A 16,787-nucleotide genomic window follows, 5' to 3' on the forward strand; every position below is an offset into this window, starting at 1 on the left:
ATGAAAGCCAGGAGCATCTCCATTTTTGGCGCCACCGGTTCGGTGGGGCAATCGACGCTGGACCTGATTGGCCGCAATCCGGAAAATTACGACATTGTTGCGCTGACCGCGAATCGTGATGTTGAAGCACTGGCGCAGGCGGCACGACACCATCGGGCGCAGATCGCTGTCATTGCCGATGAGAGCTGTTATCCAGCGCTCCGGGACGCTCTTGCAGGCACCGGCATAGAAGTTGCGGCAGGGGCGCAGGCGCTTGTCGATGCCGCTGGTCTGGAAGCGGATTGGACCATGGCCGCGATTGTCGGCTGTGCTGGTCTGCCCCCCACTTTGGCGGCATTGAAGCGCGGACGCACGGTGGGGCTTGCCAACAAGGAATCCCTGGTGTCGGCCGGCGCGATGATGATGCAAGCAGCTCAGGCTTCGGGTGCCACGCTTTTGCCCGTGGATAGCGAACATAACGCCATTTTCCAGTGCCTCGCCGGCGGTCGGATAGAAGAGGTCGCACGGATTACCCTGACGGCGAGCGGCGGCCCTTTTCGTACCTTTACCAGTGCACAAATGGCTACAGTCACGCCGAAACAGGCGGTGAAACACCCCAATTGGTCGATGGGTGCGAAAATCAGCGTCGATAGCGCGACAATGATGAACAAGGGCCTGGAACTGATTGAAGCGCACCATCTTTTTCCTGTCGGGCTGGATCGCATCGGGATCATGGTGCACCCGCAATCGGTCATTCATTCGCTGGTGGAATTTCGCGATCATTCGACGTTGGCGCAACTCGGATCGCCCGATATGCGCATCCCGATTGCGCATGCACTTGCCTGGCCGGAACGGATTGCAACGCCTTGTGCGCCGCTGGACCTCATCGCCATTGGCAGACTCGATTTCGAAGCGCCCGATGAGGAACGCTTTCCCGCCATCAAGTTGGCACGGGAGGCCATCGTGGCGGGCGGCGCCTGCCCTGCGATATTGAATGCCGCCAATGAAGTCGCGGTCGAAGCATTCCTACGGGAAAAAATATCTTTCCTTAAAATTGCCATGATTGTGACCGAAACGCTTAATCGCTACAGTCCCGCCCTGCCGCAGGGGGTGGAGGACATATTCATGATCGATCGTGAGGCGCGCAAAGTTGCGGACACGATTTTAGAGAGAGGGCGCAATTGACCGACAGTCCCGGCATAGTGCTGACTATTGTGGCGTTTATCGCCGTGATCGGGCCACTCGTTTTTGTGCATGAGCTGGGGCATTATCTGGTAGCGCGCCTGTTTGGCGTAAAGGCCGAAACCTTTTCAATCGGTGTAGGCAAGGAATTGGCCCACTGGGTCGACAAGCGCGGTACACGTTGGCGGCTCGCGGCGCTTCCCCTCGGCGGATATGTGAAATTTGCAGGAGACATGAACGCGGCCAGCCAGCCCGGCACGGAATGGCTTCATCTGTCGCCCGATGAACGCGCGGAATGCTTTCCCGCAAAACCTTTGTGGCAACGCGCGTTGATCGTTGCGGCGGGTCCGGCAATCAATTTCCTGTTCGCGATCGTCATACTGGCCGGTTTTGCCATGTTCTATGGCCAGAACGTTACGCCGCCTGTCGTCAATACGATGATCGAAGGGGCCGCGGCCGAGCAGGCAGGGATGCGGATTGGCGATCGTATTCTGGCGATCGACGACCGCAAGATCGAACGTTTTGATCAACTATCGCAGGCAGTATTTTATCGCCCGGACGAAAATGCGGATTTCACCATCGAACGGGACGGAGCGGTGGTCCACCTCCCTGTCCGGATCGGTGTACGCACCGAGATCGACCGGTTCGGCAATGAATACCGGATCGGATTGATCGGGGTGCAAAGTCCCGCATCGGAATTGCGCGATGTATCGCTCATTGAGGCACCCGGCGTTGCCATCGAGCGAACAGGCGCGATCGTTCGGCTGATGGTAAGTACGCTTGGCCAGGTGATTAGCGGGCGTCGATCGCTCGACGAACTGGGCGGGCCGTTGAAGATCGCGCAAATTTCGGGCGAACAGGCAGGGCGAGGGGCAGAGCAGTTTATCTTCTTCATGGCGCTCATTTCGATTAACTTGGGGTTCATCAACATATTGCCAATCCCTATGCTCGATGGCGGTCATCTGCTTTTTTACGGGATCGAGGCAATTGCGCGCAAACCGGTCAGTCCGGTGGTTCAGGAATGGGCCTATCGTTCCGGCCTGGCATTGCTGTTATCACTGATGCTGTTTGTTACATTTAACGATTTATCGTCTTTCGGTGTCTGGAAGGGTTTGTCCGGCTTGATTGGCTGACGTGCATCGGGCAGGGAAGGCTCGGGCATTTCGGCGCAGGCCGGATTTTTGTTTTTGAAGGTAGAAAAACGCGTGACAGCGACACTATGCAGCAACTTCAACCAACGTCTGACAGTTGCCTTGTTGACCGGCACCGTATTGGCGGGTTTCACCGGATCAGCATTCGCCCAACCGGCACTGGCTCCGCCGCCGCAGACTCCCGCCGCCGCGGCTCAACCCGTTGCGCAAGCGAGTACCGTCCGTTCCATATCGGTCACAGGGGCACAGCGCTTGGAACCCGACACGGTGTTGTCTTACACCAAGCTGCGTGTGGGGCAGCCCTATAACCGCGAATCGCTTGATCTCGCACTCAAGGATTTGTTCGAAACTGAATTATTCGCAGACGTCCAGATTCGTGACGATCAGGGCAATCTGACGATTGAGATCAAGGAAAATCCCGTCATCAACCGTGTTGTTCTGGAGGGCAATAAGCGCCTGAAGGACGACAAGATCCAGCCTGAGATCAGGTTGGCCCCGCGCCAGATTTTTACGCGGTCAAGGGTGCGGGCTGATGTTGCCCGCATCGTTGAACTGTACCGGCGGCAAGGGCGGTTTGCGGCCAGTGTCGATCCCAAGATGGTGCAACTTGACCAGAACCGCGTCGATATCATCTTTGAAATCAACGAAGGACCGAAATCCAAGGTCCGGCAGATCAACATCATCGGCAACGAAAAATTTTCTGACGGTGATCTGCGCAGCGAGATGGCGACCAAGCAGGCGCGCTTCTTTCGTCTTTTCAGTTCAGGCACAAGTTATGACCCCGATCGTCTTGCCTATGATCAGCAGAAATTGCGGCAATTTTATCTGACCGAAGGCTATGCCGACTTCCGCGTCATTTCCGCGGTTGCCGAACTGACGCCGAACAAGCGCGACTTCATCATCACTTATGTGGTGGAGGAGGGGGATCGCTACAAATTTGGCGATGTATCGGTGCAAAGTGAGATTCGTGATCTGCAGCCCGAAACGCTTCAAAAGCTGGTGCCGATGAAGAAAGGCGACTGGTACAACGCCAAGCAAGTCGAGGATACGGTCACATCCATGACCGAAACGGCGGGTTTGTTCGGCTATGCCTTTGCGGACATCAACCCGGATTTTCAACGCAACAAAGACGATCTGACAATGTCGCTGGTCTTCCGTGTGAACGAAGCGCCCCGCGTCTATGTTGAACGGATCGACATCAACGGTAATACACTGACGCAGGACAAGGTGATCCGCCGCGAATTCCGCTTGCATGAAGGGGACGCATTCAACAGTTTTCAGGTGAAGCGTTCGGCCGATCGCATCAAATCGCTGGGCTATTTCCAGGAAAAGCTGGAGGTTGAACAAAAGCCCGGTTCCGCGCCTGACCGCATCGTGCTTGAAACCAATGTAGAGGAAAAATCGACCGGCGAACTGCAATTGTCGGCGGGCTTTTCCAGCCTTGAACGCTTCATCGTTTCCGCGTCCATCCGTCAACGCAATTTCCGCGGCAAAGGTCAAGAATTGCGCGCCAGCGTCAATTACTCCAACTATTCCAAATCCGTCGAACTTGGCTTTACAGAACCCTATCTGTTCGATCGAAACATTGCGCTGGGCGGCGATATTTTCCGGCGGGATTTGAACAGCTTCAATTATCTCAATAATAACGACCGCAATACCACCTATGAGCAGACCACGACCGGATTCCAGATCCGCGCAGGTCTGGCACTGACCGAATATATGTCGCTGGCGTTGCGATATGGCCTGAGCTTCGATGATGTGACGCTCGATAAGGACACTTTCTATTCGCCCGATGCTAACGGCGTGCTGCAATGCGACCCCATCCTTGCCGGCCGCTATCTATGCGATGCTATTGGTAAACGGACGACATCTTCGCTCGGCTACTCGCTGATCTATGACAGGCGGGATAACCGCATTCGTCCCACCAAGGGGCATAGCGTCACTTTATCGCAAGATGTGGCGGGTCTGGGTGGCAGCGTCAAATATGTGCGCACCCGGATCGATGCGGACAAATTCTGGAATGTCGGCAGCGGCTTTATCTTCTCGCTGAGTGGTGAGGCTGGATATATTCATTCGCTGGAAAAGCAGCGGTTTGACGATGCGAACCAACCGATTGACAAGGTGCGTCTGACCGACCGCTTCTTCCTTGGCGAGCCGCAGATGAGGGGCTTTGATATTCGTGGTATCGGACCGCGAGTGAAAAGGTTCTTTCTCAGCGACGCCGATGGCGATGGGGTGTACGAGCGCGCCTCTGGCAATAACACGCAGGACGATGCGCTGGGTGGCAAGATATATTATCAGGCCCGGGCGGAGTTGGAAATTCCGTTGGGTTCTGGCGCGAAGGAAATGGGGCTGCGGCCATCCATATTCGTCGATGCCGGCGCGGTCGCGGGCCTCAAAAATCCGGTGCTGACCAATTTTGCCGGTTATTGCACGGTATCGCCGATGACAGGGACCACGGGAACGACGTCTACGGTGCGCGCGCCAGCCATCGGGAGTTGCGATACACCACCTTCGGGATACGACGCAACTTACGCAGGAGGCGCATTCGAAGAAGAATATTTCGGTGATACGCTCAAGCCCCGCCTTTCTGTGGGCTTTGGCGTCAACTGGAACTCACCTTTCGGTCCGTTCAGGATCGATATAGCCAAGGCTTTGTTAAAAGAGCCGGGCGACGACACAAAATTGATCACATTCAATGTAGGGACACAATTCTGATGAAGATGATTTTGAAGGCTGCGGCGCTGGCCGTGGCACCGATTGCCGGTATTGCCGTTATGACGACCCCTGCGGTCGCTCAGTCCAAAATGGGCATAGCAGTGGCCGATCTGGAACAGGCGGTCGGCAAGACAAATGCATTCACCAACGCAATGACGTCCATGCAAACGACATACAAGGCGCAGATCGATGCATTCAATGCGCGCAAGGCGACATTGGACAGCGAGTTGCAGACCAAGGCCAATGAAATCCAGTCGTTGCAGAAAACGGCAGGTGCGAACAGCGCCACGTTACAGCCCAAGGTTGAGGCGTTCCAACAGCGCCGTGCAGCTATCCAGCAGGAACTTGCGACGCTGGGACGCCCGATTGGTCTGGCCCAGGCTTATGTCGAAGAACAGATTACGGCAAAACTGAACGATGCGCTGAAGACGGCGATGGTCAAGCGCAAGGTTGATCTGGTGCTGCAGCCACAAGCAACTGTGTCTTACCAGCCCACAGCCGACATTACCGATGCAGTGACGGCGGAACTCAACACGCTGGTTCCCAGCGCGCAGATCGTCCCGCCCGCAGGCTGGCAGCCCGGTCAACAACAGCAGCAGCAGCCCGCCGCAAACGCCCCCAGCAGGTAAGTATTTGTGACGGAGCAGGTTGCGACAGAAGGCGTCGTCAAGGGGCCCATGGATATTCGGTCGGTGATGCAAGCATTGCCGCATCGTTTCCCGATGCTGCTGATCGACCGCGTGGTGACGATGGAGTTGAAAAAGTCCATTCATGCGGTCAAGGCAGTGTCGATCAATGAACCTTTTTTCCAGGGGCATTTCCCTGAACGACCCATCATGCCGGGCGTATTGCTGGTTGAAGCGATGGCGCAGGCAGCGGCAGTATTGGCTATTGAATCGCTGGGACTGGCTGGATCAGGCAAGCTTGTCTATTTCATGGCGATCGATGGCGCGAAGTTTCGTTCACCCGTTGAACCGGGATGTCTAGTGGATTTCCATGTCGAAATCACCAAGGATCGCGGTTCCGTCTGTAAATTTGCGGGCAAGGCGATGGTTGAAGGCAAATTGGCCGCAGAGGCCGAATTCACCGCGATGATTGCCGACGCACCAGCCTGACGCGCCATTGATCCGGGTACTTGCCTTTGGCGGCATTTGCCGCTAGGGGCCGCTCTTCGCTGAATTTTACGCATCCACCGGCTGGTCGGAAACCAGCCACACTCGGAGCAGATCGACATGAAAAAAGACACGCATCCCGACTATCATCTCATCACCGTCCAGATGACCGACGGCACGTCGTTCCAGACGCGCTCCACATGGGGCAAGGAAGGCGATACGATGACGCTCGACATTGATCCAACGTCGCATCCGGCATGGACGGGCGGCAATCAACGTCTTCTGGACGCGGGTGGCCAGGTCGCGCGCTTCAACAAGCGCTTTGGCGGCCTTACCCTCAAAAAAGGCTGAACCAGCCAATATGGTTAAGGAAAAGGGCGCCCATTGCGGCGCCCTTTTTATATCACAGGCTTTGCAACAGTTTTGCGACAACCGGGTCATCGCGCCAGGGCGGCCTTATGGCCCGGCGGACTTCTATATCGGGTAAAGCTCCACTGAATGCGATGCGCTTCATACCGCCAAGGTTGAGTAGATCGCCCGCGGACGATTCAAACATGCAGAGAAAGCCCAGCCCGTTGCGCACGCCGGTCAGGATCTCACCATAATTGTCGGTTTCAAGAGCTATGGCGCAGCGGCTCAGCCCAGCCTGTTCCATCGCTTCATCGATCAACAGACCTTGAGGATTGGTCGCGCCAAGCCGGATGACCGGAAAATTCAGCAGGTCGTCGACAGATACCTGCTCCTGCTGTGCCAATATATGATCCCGCGATACGAAAAGGGCGAGCGGTTCATGCCACATCAGCGTTGATTCCAGTTGGGGTGAAGCCTCCAGAGCGTAGAAAAAGCCGATATCGACAGTGCCTTCCCGCATTTTTTGAGCGAGGGGCGCTGCCGTAAAAGTGTCGAGGTCCAGTTCGATGCCGATGTTCGGATGATCCTCTTCAAACTGGGCAAGGGTTTCTTGAAAATAGCGCAAAACAGCACTGTGTGCGGCGATGACCAGCTTGCTGTCCGATGTATCCGCCTCTGCGCCCGTCATGTCCTGCATCAGTCCGGCCATGGCTGAAAGCACCTGCGATGCGTGACGAAAGGCGCGTTCGCCTGCTGGGGTCAGAGTGGATGGGCCACCAGAAACACGCTTAAACAATGCATGGCCCAACCGTTCTTCCAGTTGCCTGATATGGTCGCTGATGGCCACTTGCGACACGCCGACCTGACGGGCGCAGCTTCGAAAGCTGCCATGCTGGACAACCTGAACAAAGATTTCGAGCTGACGAAGGGTGATGTTGGCCATTTGTCGGTGATAAGGGAAAGCTTGCCCGGTGTTAAGCCTAAACTTAACACCGTTTGCCACGTTTTTCAGGTGGGAATAAGTAAATACTTATCGCCGCATCATGCTACGCGAGACAAGCCTGTACGCGGACCAAGCGTGCCTGTTGGCGGCAGCGGACTGCCATCAACGGACTGAGCTAGCAGCCGGTGCGGCTCGACTGGACCGGGGGCTTTCCAGCCGCCTGTTTCTGCCGCTGAAAAACCGAAAAAGCGGCCATAATATTCCGGATCGCCAATCATCATCAACGGATCACTCTGCTGTTGGCGCGCTTCAGCCATTAATCTTTGCATCAAAAGCTTGCCGATGCCGCTCTGCTGAAGCGCAGGCAATACCGCTACGGGGCCGACCATGACGAGCGGACATTCCTTGCCGCTGTGATCGCGCAACGCGACGGGCCAGCTTTGCAGCAGGCCGGATAATGTACCGTCAGTGTCGAGTGCGGCAAAGCTCAGATGGCGCAGGGGTTCCATGCCACGGCGGATCGCATAGGCCGTCCGTTTGAATCGGTCAGGGCCAAAAGCCGCGTCGAGCAAGGCCTCAATGGCGCTGTCACTTTGGGTGGCGAGGGCTATTATGTGCGTCAATTCTTGCAGTTCCAGTATTTCGCGTGCATCAGCGCCGCGAGGGCGCGGCTTTTAGCGCCTTTGGCACAAATGAAAAGCGGTAATTCCATTGGAAGGACGATGGGCGGCATGAATGAGCATAGAGACTATCTGGTCCTTGAAGTGAGCGATCTTGACGTCGATGTGCTGACCGGCATTTACTCGGAGGAGACCCATCTGCCGCAACCGTTGCGCATCAGCGTGCGTGCAACATTGGAAATGGCGGCGCATTACACGCCCGATACGCTGCTCAGCCAATCCAAAAACTATATGGACCTGAAGCACGCGGCATCCACCGCCTTGCCGCGCGACCGGCATTTCACCCTGATCGAGGCAGTCGCAGATCATATCATTGAGACGGTGCTCCTTCAGGATCGCAAGGTCCGGCATGTCGAAGTAAAAATCGTGAAGCTGGCCCTGTCGGAGCGCGGAGAATCGATTGGCATCACTATGGGGCGCGCGCGCAAATGAAACAGGCGTGGCTGAGCGATGCCCAACTGCCGTTGGCACGTGAAGTCGCGCGAGGGTTGAAGGCGATGGGCTGGACTGTCGGGGATAAGGTCAATGCCGATATACGGGTAGAATTTTTGCGCGCCGGTGCGCTGCCGCCTGCCGATTTTCAGGCCGGGGATGGCGAAGGTTCGGTTGTTCTGGTGGCGCCTGCGACGACGCACCTCTATTTGTCCGAACTTTCGCTCCAGGTGCAAGGACTTGCCGTGGCGCAGGCGCCTGCGCGCAGGATAAATGCCATTGTGGTGGAATCGGCGCAGACAGACAGGCTGGCGCTTGCGATAGACTGGTTCGCCGGGGCGGCAATGGTGACGGGACAGATCATTCTGTTGAGCGACAAACCTGCTCCGGCCCTATTATAACAATCCGATTTATAGCAATCCGATCTCATGCAGGCGCTGCATCAGATAAGCGTCGGCGGTGATCGGTTCGGGGTAGCGGTCAGGATGCACGGCGTCCACGCAGCTCGTGAGCGTTTCAATTACAAAGTCAGGGCGCAGGTGCAGGAAGAAAGGCATGGAATAGCGCGAATGGGCACGCCGTTCTGGCGGTGGATTGCAGACACGATGGGTGGTTGAGGGCAGGCGGTGGTTGGTCAGACGCTGTAACATATCACCGACATTGACGACCAGAGCGCCCTCAGGCGGATTGACGGGCAGCCAGTTGCCATCGCGGTCGAGCAACTCCAGCCCCGCTTCCTCCGCGCCCAAAAGCAGTGTGATAAGGTTGATATCTTCATGCGCGCCAGCCCGTATGCCCGATGCGTCAGACGATACCGGCGGATAGTGGAGAAGGCGCAAAATGCTGTTGCCATCACGGACAGGATCATCGAACCAGTTGGCCGCAAGCCCCAGATAGATGGCTATGGCCGACAGGATCTGACTACCGACACGGTCGAAGTCCGCAAACAGATCCTGGAACAGCGGCTTGAAGCCGGTAATTTCCGATGGCCAGATATTGGCGGGCATCGCTGTGGAAAACAGGTGGCCATTGGGTAGATCACGGCCAACGTGCCAAAATTCCTTAAGGTCGTTGTCGGTCGCATCCTTGGCAATTTCGGCGCCAAAGGCAGTATAGCCGCGCTGCCCTCCGCCGCCTTCGATCCGATAGGTCCGTTTGGTTGTCTCAGGCAGCGCAAAAAAAGATTTGGCGAGCGTCCAGCCCTTTTGGACCAAGGCAGGGTCGAGGCCGTGAGCGCTTACCATGGCAAAACCAAATCGTTCGAAAGATTCGCCGATGGCGCGGGCAAAAGCGGGGGTAGCGCCTTCGTCCATCGAAAGAACCGGCACCTGGTCGATAATGGCCATGTATTTTCCTTTGTACCGGGATATGTTTATCGCGTCGGCGCGCACCTGTCATGCGCCGTCACCGGAAAGGAGCGAACGAGGATGAGCAAGCGGCAATATTGGCTGATGAAATCGGAACCGGATTGTTTTTCCTGGGATGATCTGGTGGCAAAGGGGAAGGCGGAATGGGATGGTGTGCGCAATGCGCAGGCGTCAAACAACATGAAAGCGATGAAAAACGGCGATCTGGCGCTCTTCTATCATAGCCAGACAGGTCTGGAAGCGGTTGGCATCATGGAAGTCGTTGAAGAAGCCAAGCCCGACAGCACCGATGACAGTGGGCGCTGGGTCGCTGTGCATGTTGCGCCGAAACGCAAATTGCCGCGTGGTGTGACATTGAAGGAAATGAAGGCTGATCCGGCGCTTGCGGATATGAAGATGCTGCGTCAATCGCGGTTGTCCGTGGCGCAGCTTACGCAAGCGGAATTCGACCATATCCTTGCGATGGCGGACAGCCGCGCGAATTGACCGGATGTAATGTCAGGCGTTGAGGCGCGCTTCGTCCTTCTGTATGTCCAGCCGCCTCATTTTCTCAATGAACGTCGTGCGTTGCATGGAAAGCAGACGAGCGGCGTCGGCGATCACACCTTCGGCTTTGGTCAGCGCGGCGGCGATATATCGGCGTTCGATTTCAGCAAGATGCTGTTTCAGATCTATGGCAGTATCGCCATCGGCCCAGTTTTCGGCTGAAACAGCATGTCCGGCTAAACTGTTTTTGTTCACGTCGTTGCGGACAGGATCGGCGCCGGTTTCGGTCGTCGGGGCATTGCTGTAGCGCCGCCGAAACAGCGTATCGACCTGATCGGAATTGATCTGCATGTTGGGAAACAGGATAATGGCGCGTTCGACAACGTTGCGCAGTTCCCGCACATTGCCCCGCCATTCATGCGTGATAAGACGTTCCATGGCGGCGGAAGTGAAGCCCAGTACGGTTTCAGGCGTCGACATTTTTTTCAGGAAATATTGTATCAGTGCGGGGACATCCTCGGGCCGTTCGCTCAGAGCTGGCAACTGGATGGGAAAGACCGCGAGTCTGTAATAAAGATCTTCACGAAATTGGCGCGTGTCGATACGCTCTTCCAGATTTTGATGTGTCGCCGAAATGATCCGCGTGTCGATATCGATGGCACCGTTGCCGCCAACCCGTTCAATTTGTCGAGCCTCAAGCACGCGAAGCAGCTTGACTTGCATGTCGGCGGGCATGTCACCGATTTCATCAAGAAACAATGTCCCCGAATGGGCATCCTCGAAGCGGCCTCGTCGTTGGGCGATGGCTCCGGTGAAACTGCCCTTTTCATGACCGAACAGCTCTGATTCCAGCAAGTCCCTGGGAATGGCGCCACAATTGACCGCGACAAAACGGTTCCTTGCCCTCTGGCTTTCACCATGAATGGCAGTTGCGACAATCTCCTTACCGCTTCCCGATGGTCCCGTAATCATGACCGAAGCGTCCGATTTTGCGACTTGCCGGATCAGATCCCTGACCTTGCATATGGCTGCGCTGTCCCCGATGACGATGTGTTCCAGTGGCTCCCCCGCCACAGCTTCTGGCTTCCACGAAATAGTCATTAATGCTGGACCGACCCCCACTGCAACGCTCTATCCACCACTATATACCGTTAGTCATGCTGGTTTTGGCTTCCCCACCAAATCCTAAATCTCTTTTCACCTACTAAATTGCAACAAGTTTTTTATGGTTTGTTGATGGTAAGTGCGTGTGAAATTAGGTGTTTTTTGGTTCGCAACCGAAATATCCGGCCAATGAGAAGCGGTTAAGACACCGTGACCTGTATATCCTTGGTTTGAACTTTCAGCGATTTCAGCGAGGCGGTGCATCTGGCTTCCGATGTATGACGTCCGCGCGATTTTTCCATTTAACTTTATCAGCTTGGGTCCGTTTTGTGCGTGGAAGGCCATGACAAAGGGAATTCGAGATGAGGAAAAATCTAAGCATCTCAGCAAAAATGATGATGGCGTTTGCCGGCTTGTTGGCAATGATCGCCGGAATCGGGACTTTTGCTGTGGTAAAAATTGCGCAAGTCAATGATCTGTCGGCACAGATGCGCACGAACTGGTTACCGGCGACGCAGTTGATTGGTGATCTTCACGCCTACACGTCGCAATATCGCATTGCCCAAAGCGGTCACGTCATGGCGACCGATACAAGCGGCAAGCGCAAGGCGGAAATCCAGCTGAAAAACGCCCGGACGGCCATCACCGGCCTGCTGACGGATTACAAGCCACATGTGTTCACGCCTGAACAAACGGCGCTTTATGACAATCTCCGCACCAGTTGGGCCGAATATGGCAAGCTGACCGATCAAATGATCGCGTTGTCCAACGCGGGTGACACAGCGGGTGCGACAGACCTTTTCAAGGGTGAATCCCTCGACATGTTCTATCTGGTCGAGGACGACATTCTCCAGCTCATCGATCTTAACGTGAAGGGCGGCAATGCCAATTCCTCTGCGAGCGATGCTATTTTCAAGAAATCCCGCACGATGATCCTGGCGTCGCTGGGCGGCGCACTGGTGCTTTCCTTTCTGCTCAGCCTGTTGATGATGCGCGTGATTGCTCGACCGTTGAAGCGCATGAGCCAAGTCATTTCCCGTGTCGTGGAGGGCGACCTGCAGGTTGAGGTGCCCGGCATGGAGCGCCGGGACGAAATCGGCCAGCTTGCAAAAGCGCTGGACGGTTTCAAGGCGCTATTTGCGGCCGACAAGGAACGCGCGGCGGCTGAACATGAACGTGCCCGCCAGACCCAGATAACGATCGACGCCATCGGCGCGGGACTGGCCGCTCTGGCGCAGGGAGACCTGACACATGAGGTCGCTGACGATGCCGATGGGCCGCTTGCCAAGCTGCACGTCGATTTCAATGAAGCGGTCAGGCACCTGTTAGCTGCGCTTAGCGAGATCGTGGAAGGGTGCAGCACCATCCGCATCGGCACCAACGAAATCGCGCAGGCTTCTGACGACCTTTCACGCCGTACCGAAAGGCAGGCGGAATCGCTTGCCCGGACTTCAACCACGCTGGAACAGTTTACGGCATCTGTGAAATTGGCTGCGGACAATGCGCGGCAGACCAGCGAGCGCGTGGGCATTGCTCGTAAATCGGCTGAGGAGGTTGATGCGACGGCCAAGCGCGCGGTGGAAGCGATGCGGCATATCGAGGCATCGAGCAACGAAATGAACGCCATCATTTCAACGATCGATGCGCTTGCTTTCCAGACCAACCTGCTGGCGCTCAATGCGGGCGTGGAGGCGGCGCGGGCCGGTGACGCGGGTGCAGGCTTTGGTGTTGTCGCGGCAGAAGTTCGCCTGCTGGCACAAGGATCGGCGGAAGCTGCGGCCAAAATCCGCGCACTGGTGGCGACATCGGGTGCGCAGGTTGCCGATGGAGTGGCATTGGTCGAAAATTCCGGCGAGGCGCTGAAACAGATCGTGGCCGAAGTCACGCATGTTTCAAGCCTGATGGAAGAAATCGCTACGGCGGCTGAACAGCAAGCCAGTGGCCTGCATGAAATCAGTGCAACGGTCGCTTCCATGGATACGGTCACACAGCAGAACGCCGCGATGGTCGAGCAAAGCACAGCGGGTGCGCGCAATCTGTCCACCGAGACAGAGCGGCTTTTCGAACAGCTTTCTTTCTTCGAACTGGGTCAGAACGCCAGACACGAAAGGACAAGGGTATCCCGGGCGCCGGTGCCGATGCAGCATGGCAATCTCGCCCTTAAACATCGGGAGGATGAATGGGAGAACATGTGAACAAAGGCAAGGTTTTGTGAAAATAATACCCTATAAAACAGTGGATTACAGGAATTACCGCAGTGCAAGCGGGCATTATAAAGAGAAAGCCGAGGTATAAGATGTCCAAAAGAATATTCGCAAATCTGATTGCTGTTTTTGCTGGTGCAATGATCGTTGCCGCGCCAGCCCATGCCCAGTCCGCCGACTGGCAGCGCAACATCGCCAGGATGATCGCTGCCAAACAGACCTATCCTCGTGCGGCCCAGATGCGCGGTGATGAAGGCACGGCGAAGGTCAAATTGACGGTGGCTGCTGACGGTTCGCTTGGTTCGGTGGAACTGGTCGGGCCATCGGGTTCATCGGTTCTTGACCGCGAAGCATTGGCGCTACCCGCAAAGGTCGGCAAATTCCCGGCCCCTCCCGGCGGATCGACTTCGGTGGTTCTGCCATTTACCTGGAAGCTGATGTAATCGACATTCCACATCGCTCAACAAGAGGCGCGCTCCTGCGGGAGTGCGCTTTTTTTGTCATTTTTCGATGCTGTCAGTGGTGGGCGCGGCAGGGATTGAACCTGCGACCCCACCCGTGTGAAGGGTGTGCTCTACCACTGAGCTACGCGCCCGCCTGTGGCGGAAGAGGTTGCTCCGTTGGCATCGGGCAAGACCGGAGTCAAGGCATATGGCGCACAGGGCAGGCTATAGCGGCCAGATCATCGGGATCATGACAATGGTGACGACCGCCACGATGATGGTCAACGGCAAGCCATGCTTGTAAAAATCCGAGAACCGATACCCGCCAGCACCATAAACCAGCGTGTTGGTCTGATAGCCTATGGGCGTCAAAAAGCTCGCACTGGCCGCGAACATGACCGCGACGACGAAGGGGCGGGGGTCTGCGCCCAGCGCATTGGCCAAACTGATGGCAATGGGCGTTACGACAACCGCGACGGCATTATTGGTGACCAGTTCTGTCAGGGTGAGGCTGAGCAGGTAAATGGCGGCCAATGCGATCACGGGGGAAACGGTGCCCAGGAAAGGAGCGATCGTCCCGACGATCATTTCAACCAATCCGGTGCGTTCCAGGGCGGTGCCAATCGCAAGCATAGCTATGATCAGGGCCAAAATGCGCCAGTCGACAGCCCTGAAAGCTTCTTCAGGTTCAATGCAGCGCGTTCCGAGCACGATCGCCACACCCAAAATGGTAAGCCCGACAAGAGGCATGAAATTAAAGGCGGCGGCTACGATGATGCTCACCATCACCGCAATGGCAATGGGCGCCTTGTTCCTGCGGAACCCGCGTGAGGAGGGTTCGGCAATGTTCATCAGTTGTTGATCGTCAAGCAACCGTTGAAGATCTTCCTGGGCGCCTTCGATCAACATGGTGTCGCCTACTTGCAAAGGCGTGGCTTCGAACCGTTCGTCCAGATTTGTCCCCTTGCGGTGCAGCGCGATGGGATAAACGCCATAGCGACGGCGCAGGCGGAGACTGTTCAAGGTATGACCAATGATATTGGCGCCAGGCGCAAGGAGCGTTTCGACGAGAATCGAATTGCGTGACGTCAGCGGCACCAAATGCGGGTTCTTCGCTGTTTTCTTCAGCGCTACTCGCCCCTGTTCCTTCAGTGTAAGGACATCATTCGCAGAGGTCCGCAAAACAATGATGTCACCTTCCTGAAGGATGCATCTGCCCCAGTCGCGCCTGAGCGATTCATCGCCACGCAGAACATCGACGAGTTGCCGCTCGCCCCGATTCAATATGTCGATCCCGGTGGGGTTGAGGCCGATATAGGGCGAACCGGTTTCGATGAATATGGAAACGACATACCGTTTGGTGTCGTTGACGGCGCTTAATCCAGCCACCGTCTGGCGAACGGGTAGCCAGCGATGAGCGATGACGAGCCAGAGGACGCCAATGATCGCCACCACTATGCCTACCGGCGCAATTTCAAAAATCGAGAAAGGCGCAAGCCCGGTTTTGCGTGCCACACCGTCAACCAGAATGTTTGTCGAGGTTCCCAGAAGGGTACAGGTGCCGCCCAGAATCGCCGCGAAGGATATAGGCATCAAAAGTTTGGACGGTGCAATCTCCAGTTCCTTCGCCAATGTCATGCCGATCGGGATCATCATCATGACAAGCGGGGTGTTGTTGGTGAAAGCAGACATGGCGGCAATAGCGATCAACAGCATCGCCACCGACAACACGGGGGCTGTGCGCGCGAAACCCGTGACAAAGGTTGCAAAGGCATCCAGCGCGCCGGTGCGAACCAATGATGCGGAAATGATGAACATTGATGCAATCGTCAGCGGCGCCGAATTCCCCATCGCCGCCAACACGTCATCGGAAGAAATGATATTGAGCACCAGCAAGATTGCAACCAGACCAATGGCAATCACTTCGGGTGAACGCAGTTCGGTCGCAAAAGCTACAAAGAGCAAAACCAGCAGACCGCCGACCACGAGCGGCGCGTAAGCCTCAAGGCCAAACAGCATAGAAACTCCACAGATTTCGTATCGTGGCCGTTACATAGCGCCACACCCGTAAAGAGCAGTCTCCAGAAATACTTTCGTCAACCATATGCCAGCTATCGTGATGTCGATGCGCCGTCGACTCTATTATTGACCATGGGTGGGAAAACACCGGGTTTGGCGGCTGAATAGCAGGCGGTGTCGGAATTTTGAGCGAGGGTGTATCGGAATGACCCTTGACAAGAAACCGGAAACTTAGGAAAGCCGCCGCATTGCGGGTATAGCTCAATGGTAGAGCACTAGCCTTCCAAGCTTGTGATGCGGGTTCGATCCCCGCTACCCGCTCCAATCCCCCATTCGCCATGCCCGCCATTTCCTTGCCTGTCTTCTAGCGCTCCGCGATATCGCCAGCGCGATAAAGGCGCTCGCGCTCCTGTTTCAGCTCCTGCCAGCGTTCCACGAACCTGTCGGCGCGCAGATGCGGATCGGCCCGCACCTTCGCCTCCTGCGCCATCTGCAATGAGCCTGAATCACAGTGGCCTGCTCAAATCAATGAGTCCTGACCCTAGTCACCCGGAACTGTAATCCACCTCATTGATTCACGCCTCTTTGAGGAGATGAACAATGCTAGGTCGGCAGG

17 protein-coding genes and 2 tRNA genes are annotated in these 16,787 nt (G+C 56.2%); 12 read left to right on the forward strand and 7 right to left on the reverse strand.

The annotated features are described in order from the left end of the window. From L3X40_RS11265 to rpmE, 6 genes are all read left to right on the forward strand, one after another. On the forward strand, nucleotides 1-1,164 hold the full coding sequence (locus tag L3X40_RS11265; protein WP_237365759.1) for a 1-deoxy-D-xylulose-5-phosphate reductoisomerase: 1,164 nt from the start codon (nucleotides 1-3) through the stop codon (nucleotides 1,162-1,164). After that, entirely contained in the window at nucleotides 1,161-2,294 is a 1,134-nt protein-coding gene (gene rseP / locus L3X40_RS11270; RefSeq protein WP_237365742.1) for an RIP metalloprotease RseP, read from the forward strand. Before L3X40_RS11265 ends, rseP begins: the two co-directional genes overlap by 4 nt. Before the next feature lie 72 nt (nucleotides 2,295-2,366). Beyond that, entirely contained in the window at nucleotides 2,367-5,030 is a 2,664-nt protein-coding gene (gene bamA, locus L3X40_RS11275; protein WP_237365743.1) for an outer membrane protein assembly factor BamA, read from the forward strand. Then, the gene (locus L3X40_RS11280) at nucleotides 5,030-5,659 is read left to right on the forward strand and encodes an OmpH family outer membrane protein (protein ID WP_237365744.1); all 630 of its coding nucleotides are present in this window, start codon (nucleotides 5,030-5,032) and stop codon (nucleotides 5,657-5,659) included. Before bamA ends, L3X40_RS11280 begins: the two co-directional genes overlap by 1 nt. A gap of 48 nt (nucleotides 5,660-5,707) precedes the next feature. After that, nucleotides 5,708-6,145 (forward strand): 3-hydroxyacyl-ACP dehydratase FabZ, encoded by a 438-nt coding sequence (gene fabZ / locus L3X40_RS11285; RefSeq protein ID WP_237365760.1) that lies wholly within the window; start codon nucleotides 5,708-5,710, stop codon nucleotides 6,143-6,145. Nucleotides 6,146-6,262: 117 nt separating this feature from the next. Continuing rightward, nucleotides 6,263-6,493 carry a 50S ribosomal protein L31 gene (gene rpmE / locus L3X40_RS11290; RefSeq protein ID WP_237365745.1) on the forward strand — a complete coding sequence of 77 codons (231 nt, stop codon included), beginning with the start codon at nucleotides 6,263-6,265 and terminating at the stop codon, nucleotides 6,491-6,493. Nucleotides 6,494-6,545: 52 nt separating this feature from the next. Here the strand turns inward: rpmE and L3X40_RS11295 are convergent, their stop codons facing one another. Further along, nucleotides 6,546-7,436, reverse strand: a complete 891-nt coding sequence (locus L3X40_RS11295) for a LysR family transcriptional regulator (RefSeq protein WP_237365746.1) — start codon at nucleotides 7,434-7,436, stop codon at nucleotides 6,546-6,548. Nucleotides 7,437-7,534: 98 nt separating this feature from the next. Further along, nucleotides 7,535-8,059, reverse strand: a complete 525-nt coding sequence (locus L3X40_RS11300) for a GNAT family N-acetyltransferase (protein WP_237365747.1) — start codon at nucleotides 8,057-8,059, stop codon at nucleotides 7,535-7,537. A 108-nt stretch (nucleotides 8,060-8,167) separates the two neighbouring features. Here L3X40_RS11300 and L3X40_RS11305 point away from each other — a divergent pair, with 108 nt between their 5' ends. Next, complete coding sequence (locus L3X40_RS11305) at nucleotides 8,168-8,548, forward strand: dihydroneopterin aldolase (RefSeq protein ID WP_237365748.1); 381 nt, start codon at nucleotides 8,168-8,170, stop codon at nucleotides 8,546-8,548. Then, nucleotides 8,545-8,949 carry a Rossmann fold domain-containing protein gene (locus L3X40_RS11310; RefSeq protein ID WP_237365749.1) on the forward strand — a complete coding sequence of 135 codons (405 nt, stop codon included), beginning with the start codon at nucleotides 8,545-8,547 and terminating at the stop codon, nucleotides 8,947-8,949. The genes L3X40_RS11305 and L3X40_RS11310 overlap by 4 nt, the downstream gene beginning before the upstream one ends. Before the next feature lie 9 nt (nucleotides 8,950-8,958). On the opposite strand, the gene L3X40_RS11315 is transcribed toward L3X40_RS11310, so the two are convergent. Continuing rightward, nucleotides 8,959-9,894, reverse strand: a complete 936-nt coding sequence (locus L3X40_RS11315; protein ID WP_237365750.1) for an isopenicillin N synthase family dioxygenase — start codon at nucleotides 9,892-9,894, stop codon at nucleotides 8,959-8,961. Nucleotides 9,895-9,975: 81 nt separating this feature from the next. Here L3X40_RS11315 and L3X40_RS11320 point away from each other — a divergent pair, with 81 nt between their 5' ends. Further along, nucleotides 9,976-10,401 carry an EVE domain-containing protein gene (locus L3X40_RS11320; RefSeq protein WP_237365751.1) on the forward strand — a complete coding sequence of 142 codons (426 nt, stop codon included), beginning with the start codon at nucleotides 9,976-9,978 and terminating at the stop codon, nucleotides 10,399-10,401. 12 nt (nucleotides 10,402-10,413) lie between these two features. On the opposite strand, the gene L3X40_RS11325 is transcribed toward L3X40_RS11320, so the two are convergent. Beyond that, nucleotides 10,414-11,475 carry a sigma-54 interaction domain-containing protein gene (locus tag L3X40_RS11325; protein ID WP_237365752.1) on the reverse strand — a complete coding sequence of 354 codons (1,062 nt, stop codon included), beginning with the start codon at nucleotides 11,473-11,475 and terminating at the stop codon, nucleotides 10,414-10,416. A 392-nt stretch (nucleotides 11,476-11,867) separates the two neighbouring features. Between L3X40_RS11325 and L3X40_RS11330 the strand changes: the two genes are divergently transcribed. Then, on the forward strand, nucleotides 11,868-13,700 hold the full coding sequence (locus L3X40_RS11330) for a methyl-accepting chemotaxis protein (RefSeq protein ID WP_237365753.1): 1,833 nt from the start codon (nucleotides 11,868-11,870) through the stop codon (nucleotides 13,698-13,700). A gap of 101 nt (nucleotides 13,701-13,801) precedes the next feature. Then, a complete protein-coding gene (locus L3X40_RS11335; RefSeq protein WP_237365754.1) occupies nucleotides 13,802-14,152 on the forward strand; it encodes an energy transducer TonB in 351 nt (116 codons plus the stop codon). 77 nt (nucleotides 14,153-14,229) lie between these two features. On the opposite strand, the gene L3X40_RS11340 is transcribed toward L3X40_RS11335, so the two are convergent. Together L3X40_RS11340 and L3X40_RS11345 are read right to left on the reverse strand one after the other, a co-directional pair. Next, nucleotides 14,230-14,304 (reverse strand) — tRNA-Val (locus L3X40_RS11340). A gap of 73 nt (nucleotides 14,305-14,377) precedes the next feature. Beyond that, nucleotides 14,378-16,171, reverse strand: a complete 1,794-nt coding sequence (locus L3X40_RS11345) for an SLC13 family permease (protein ID WP_237365755.1) — start codon at nucleotides 16,169-16,171, stop codon at nucleotides 14,378-14,380. A 250-nt stretch (nucleotides 16,172-16,421) separates the two neighbouring features. Between L3X40_RS11345 and L3X40_RS11350 the strand changes: the two genes are divergently transcribed. Next, a tRNA-Gly gene (locus L3X40_RS11350) sits at nucleotides 16,422-16,495 on the forward strand. Nucleotides 16,496-16,535: 40 nt separating this feature from the next. On the opposite strand, the gene L3X40_RS22325 is transcribed toward L3X40_RS11350, so the two are convergent. Then, complete coding sequence (locus L3X40_RS22325; RefSeq protein ID WP_272907946.1) at nucleotides 16,536-16,661, reverse strand: hypothetical protein; 126 nt, start codon at nucleotides 16,659-16,661, stop codon at nucleotides 16,536-16,538. Nucleotides 16,662-16,787 lie beyond the last annotated feature (126 nt).

This window comes from Rhizorhapis sp. SPR117 (genome assembly GCF_021742065.1).

Coding starts and splice junctions, on each gene's coding strand:
- L3X40_RS11265 (WP_237365759.1), top strand. CDS start 1: ATGAAAGCCAGGAGCATCTCCATTTTTGGCGCCACCGGTTCGGTGGGG.
- L3X40_RS11280 (WP_237365744.1), top strand. CDS start 5,030: ATGAAGATGATTTTGAAGGCTGCGGCGCTGGCCGTGGCACCGATTGCC.
- fabZ (WP_237365760.1), top strand. CDS start 5,708: ATGGATATTCGGTCGGTGATGCAAGCATTGCCGCATCGTTTCCCGATG.
- rpmE (WP_237365745.1), top strand. CDS start 6,263: ATGAAAAAAGACACGCATCCCGACTATCATCTCATCACCGTCCAGATG.
- L3X40_RS11295 (WP_237365746.1), bottom strand. CDS start 7,436: ATGGCCAACATCACCCTTCGTCAGCTCGAAATCTTTGTTCAGGTTGTC.
- L3X40_RS11305 (WP_237365748.1), top strand. CDS start 8,168: ATGAATGAGCATAGAGACTATCTGGTCCTTGAAGTGAGCGATCTTGAC.
- L3X40_RS11310 (WP_237365749.1), top strand. CDS start 8,545: ATGAAACAGGCGTGGCTGAGCGATGCCCAACTGCCGTTGGCACGTGAA.
- L3X40_RS11315 (WP_237365750.1), bottom strand. CDS start 9,894: ATGGCCATTATCGACCAGGTGCCGGTTCTTTCGATGGACGAAGGCGCT.
- L3X40_RS11320 (WP_237365751.1), top strand. CDS start 9,976: ATGAGCAAGCGGCAATATTGGCTGATGAAATCGGAACCGGATTGTTTT.
- L3X40_RS11330 (WP_237365753.1), top strand. CDS start 11,868: ATGAGGAAAAATCTAAGCATCTCAGCAAAAATGATGATGGCGTTTGCC.
- L3X40_RS11335 (WP_237365754.1), top strand. CDS start 13,802: ATGTCCAAAAGAATATTCGCAAATCTGATTGCTGTTTTTGCTGGTGCA.
- L3X40_RS11345 (WP_237365755.1), bottom strand. CDS start 16,171: ATGCTGTTTGGCCTTGAGGCTTACGCGCCGCTCGTGGTCGGCGGTCTG.
- L3X40_RS22325 (WP_272907946.1), bottom strand. CDS start 16,661: ATGGCGCAGGAGGCGAAGGTGCGGGCCGATCCGCATCTGCGCGCCGAC.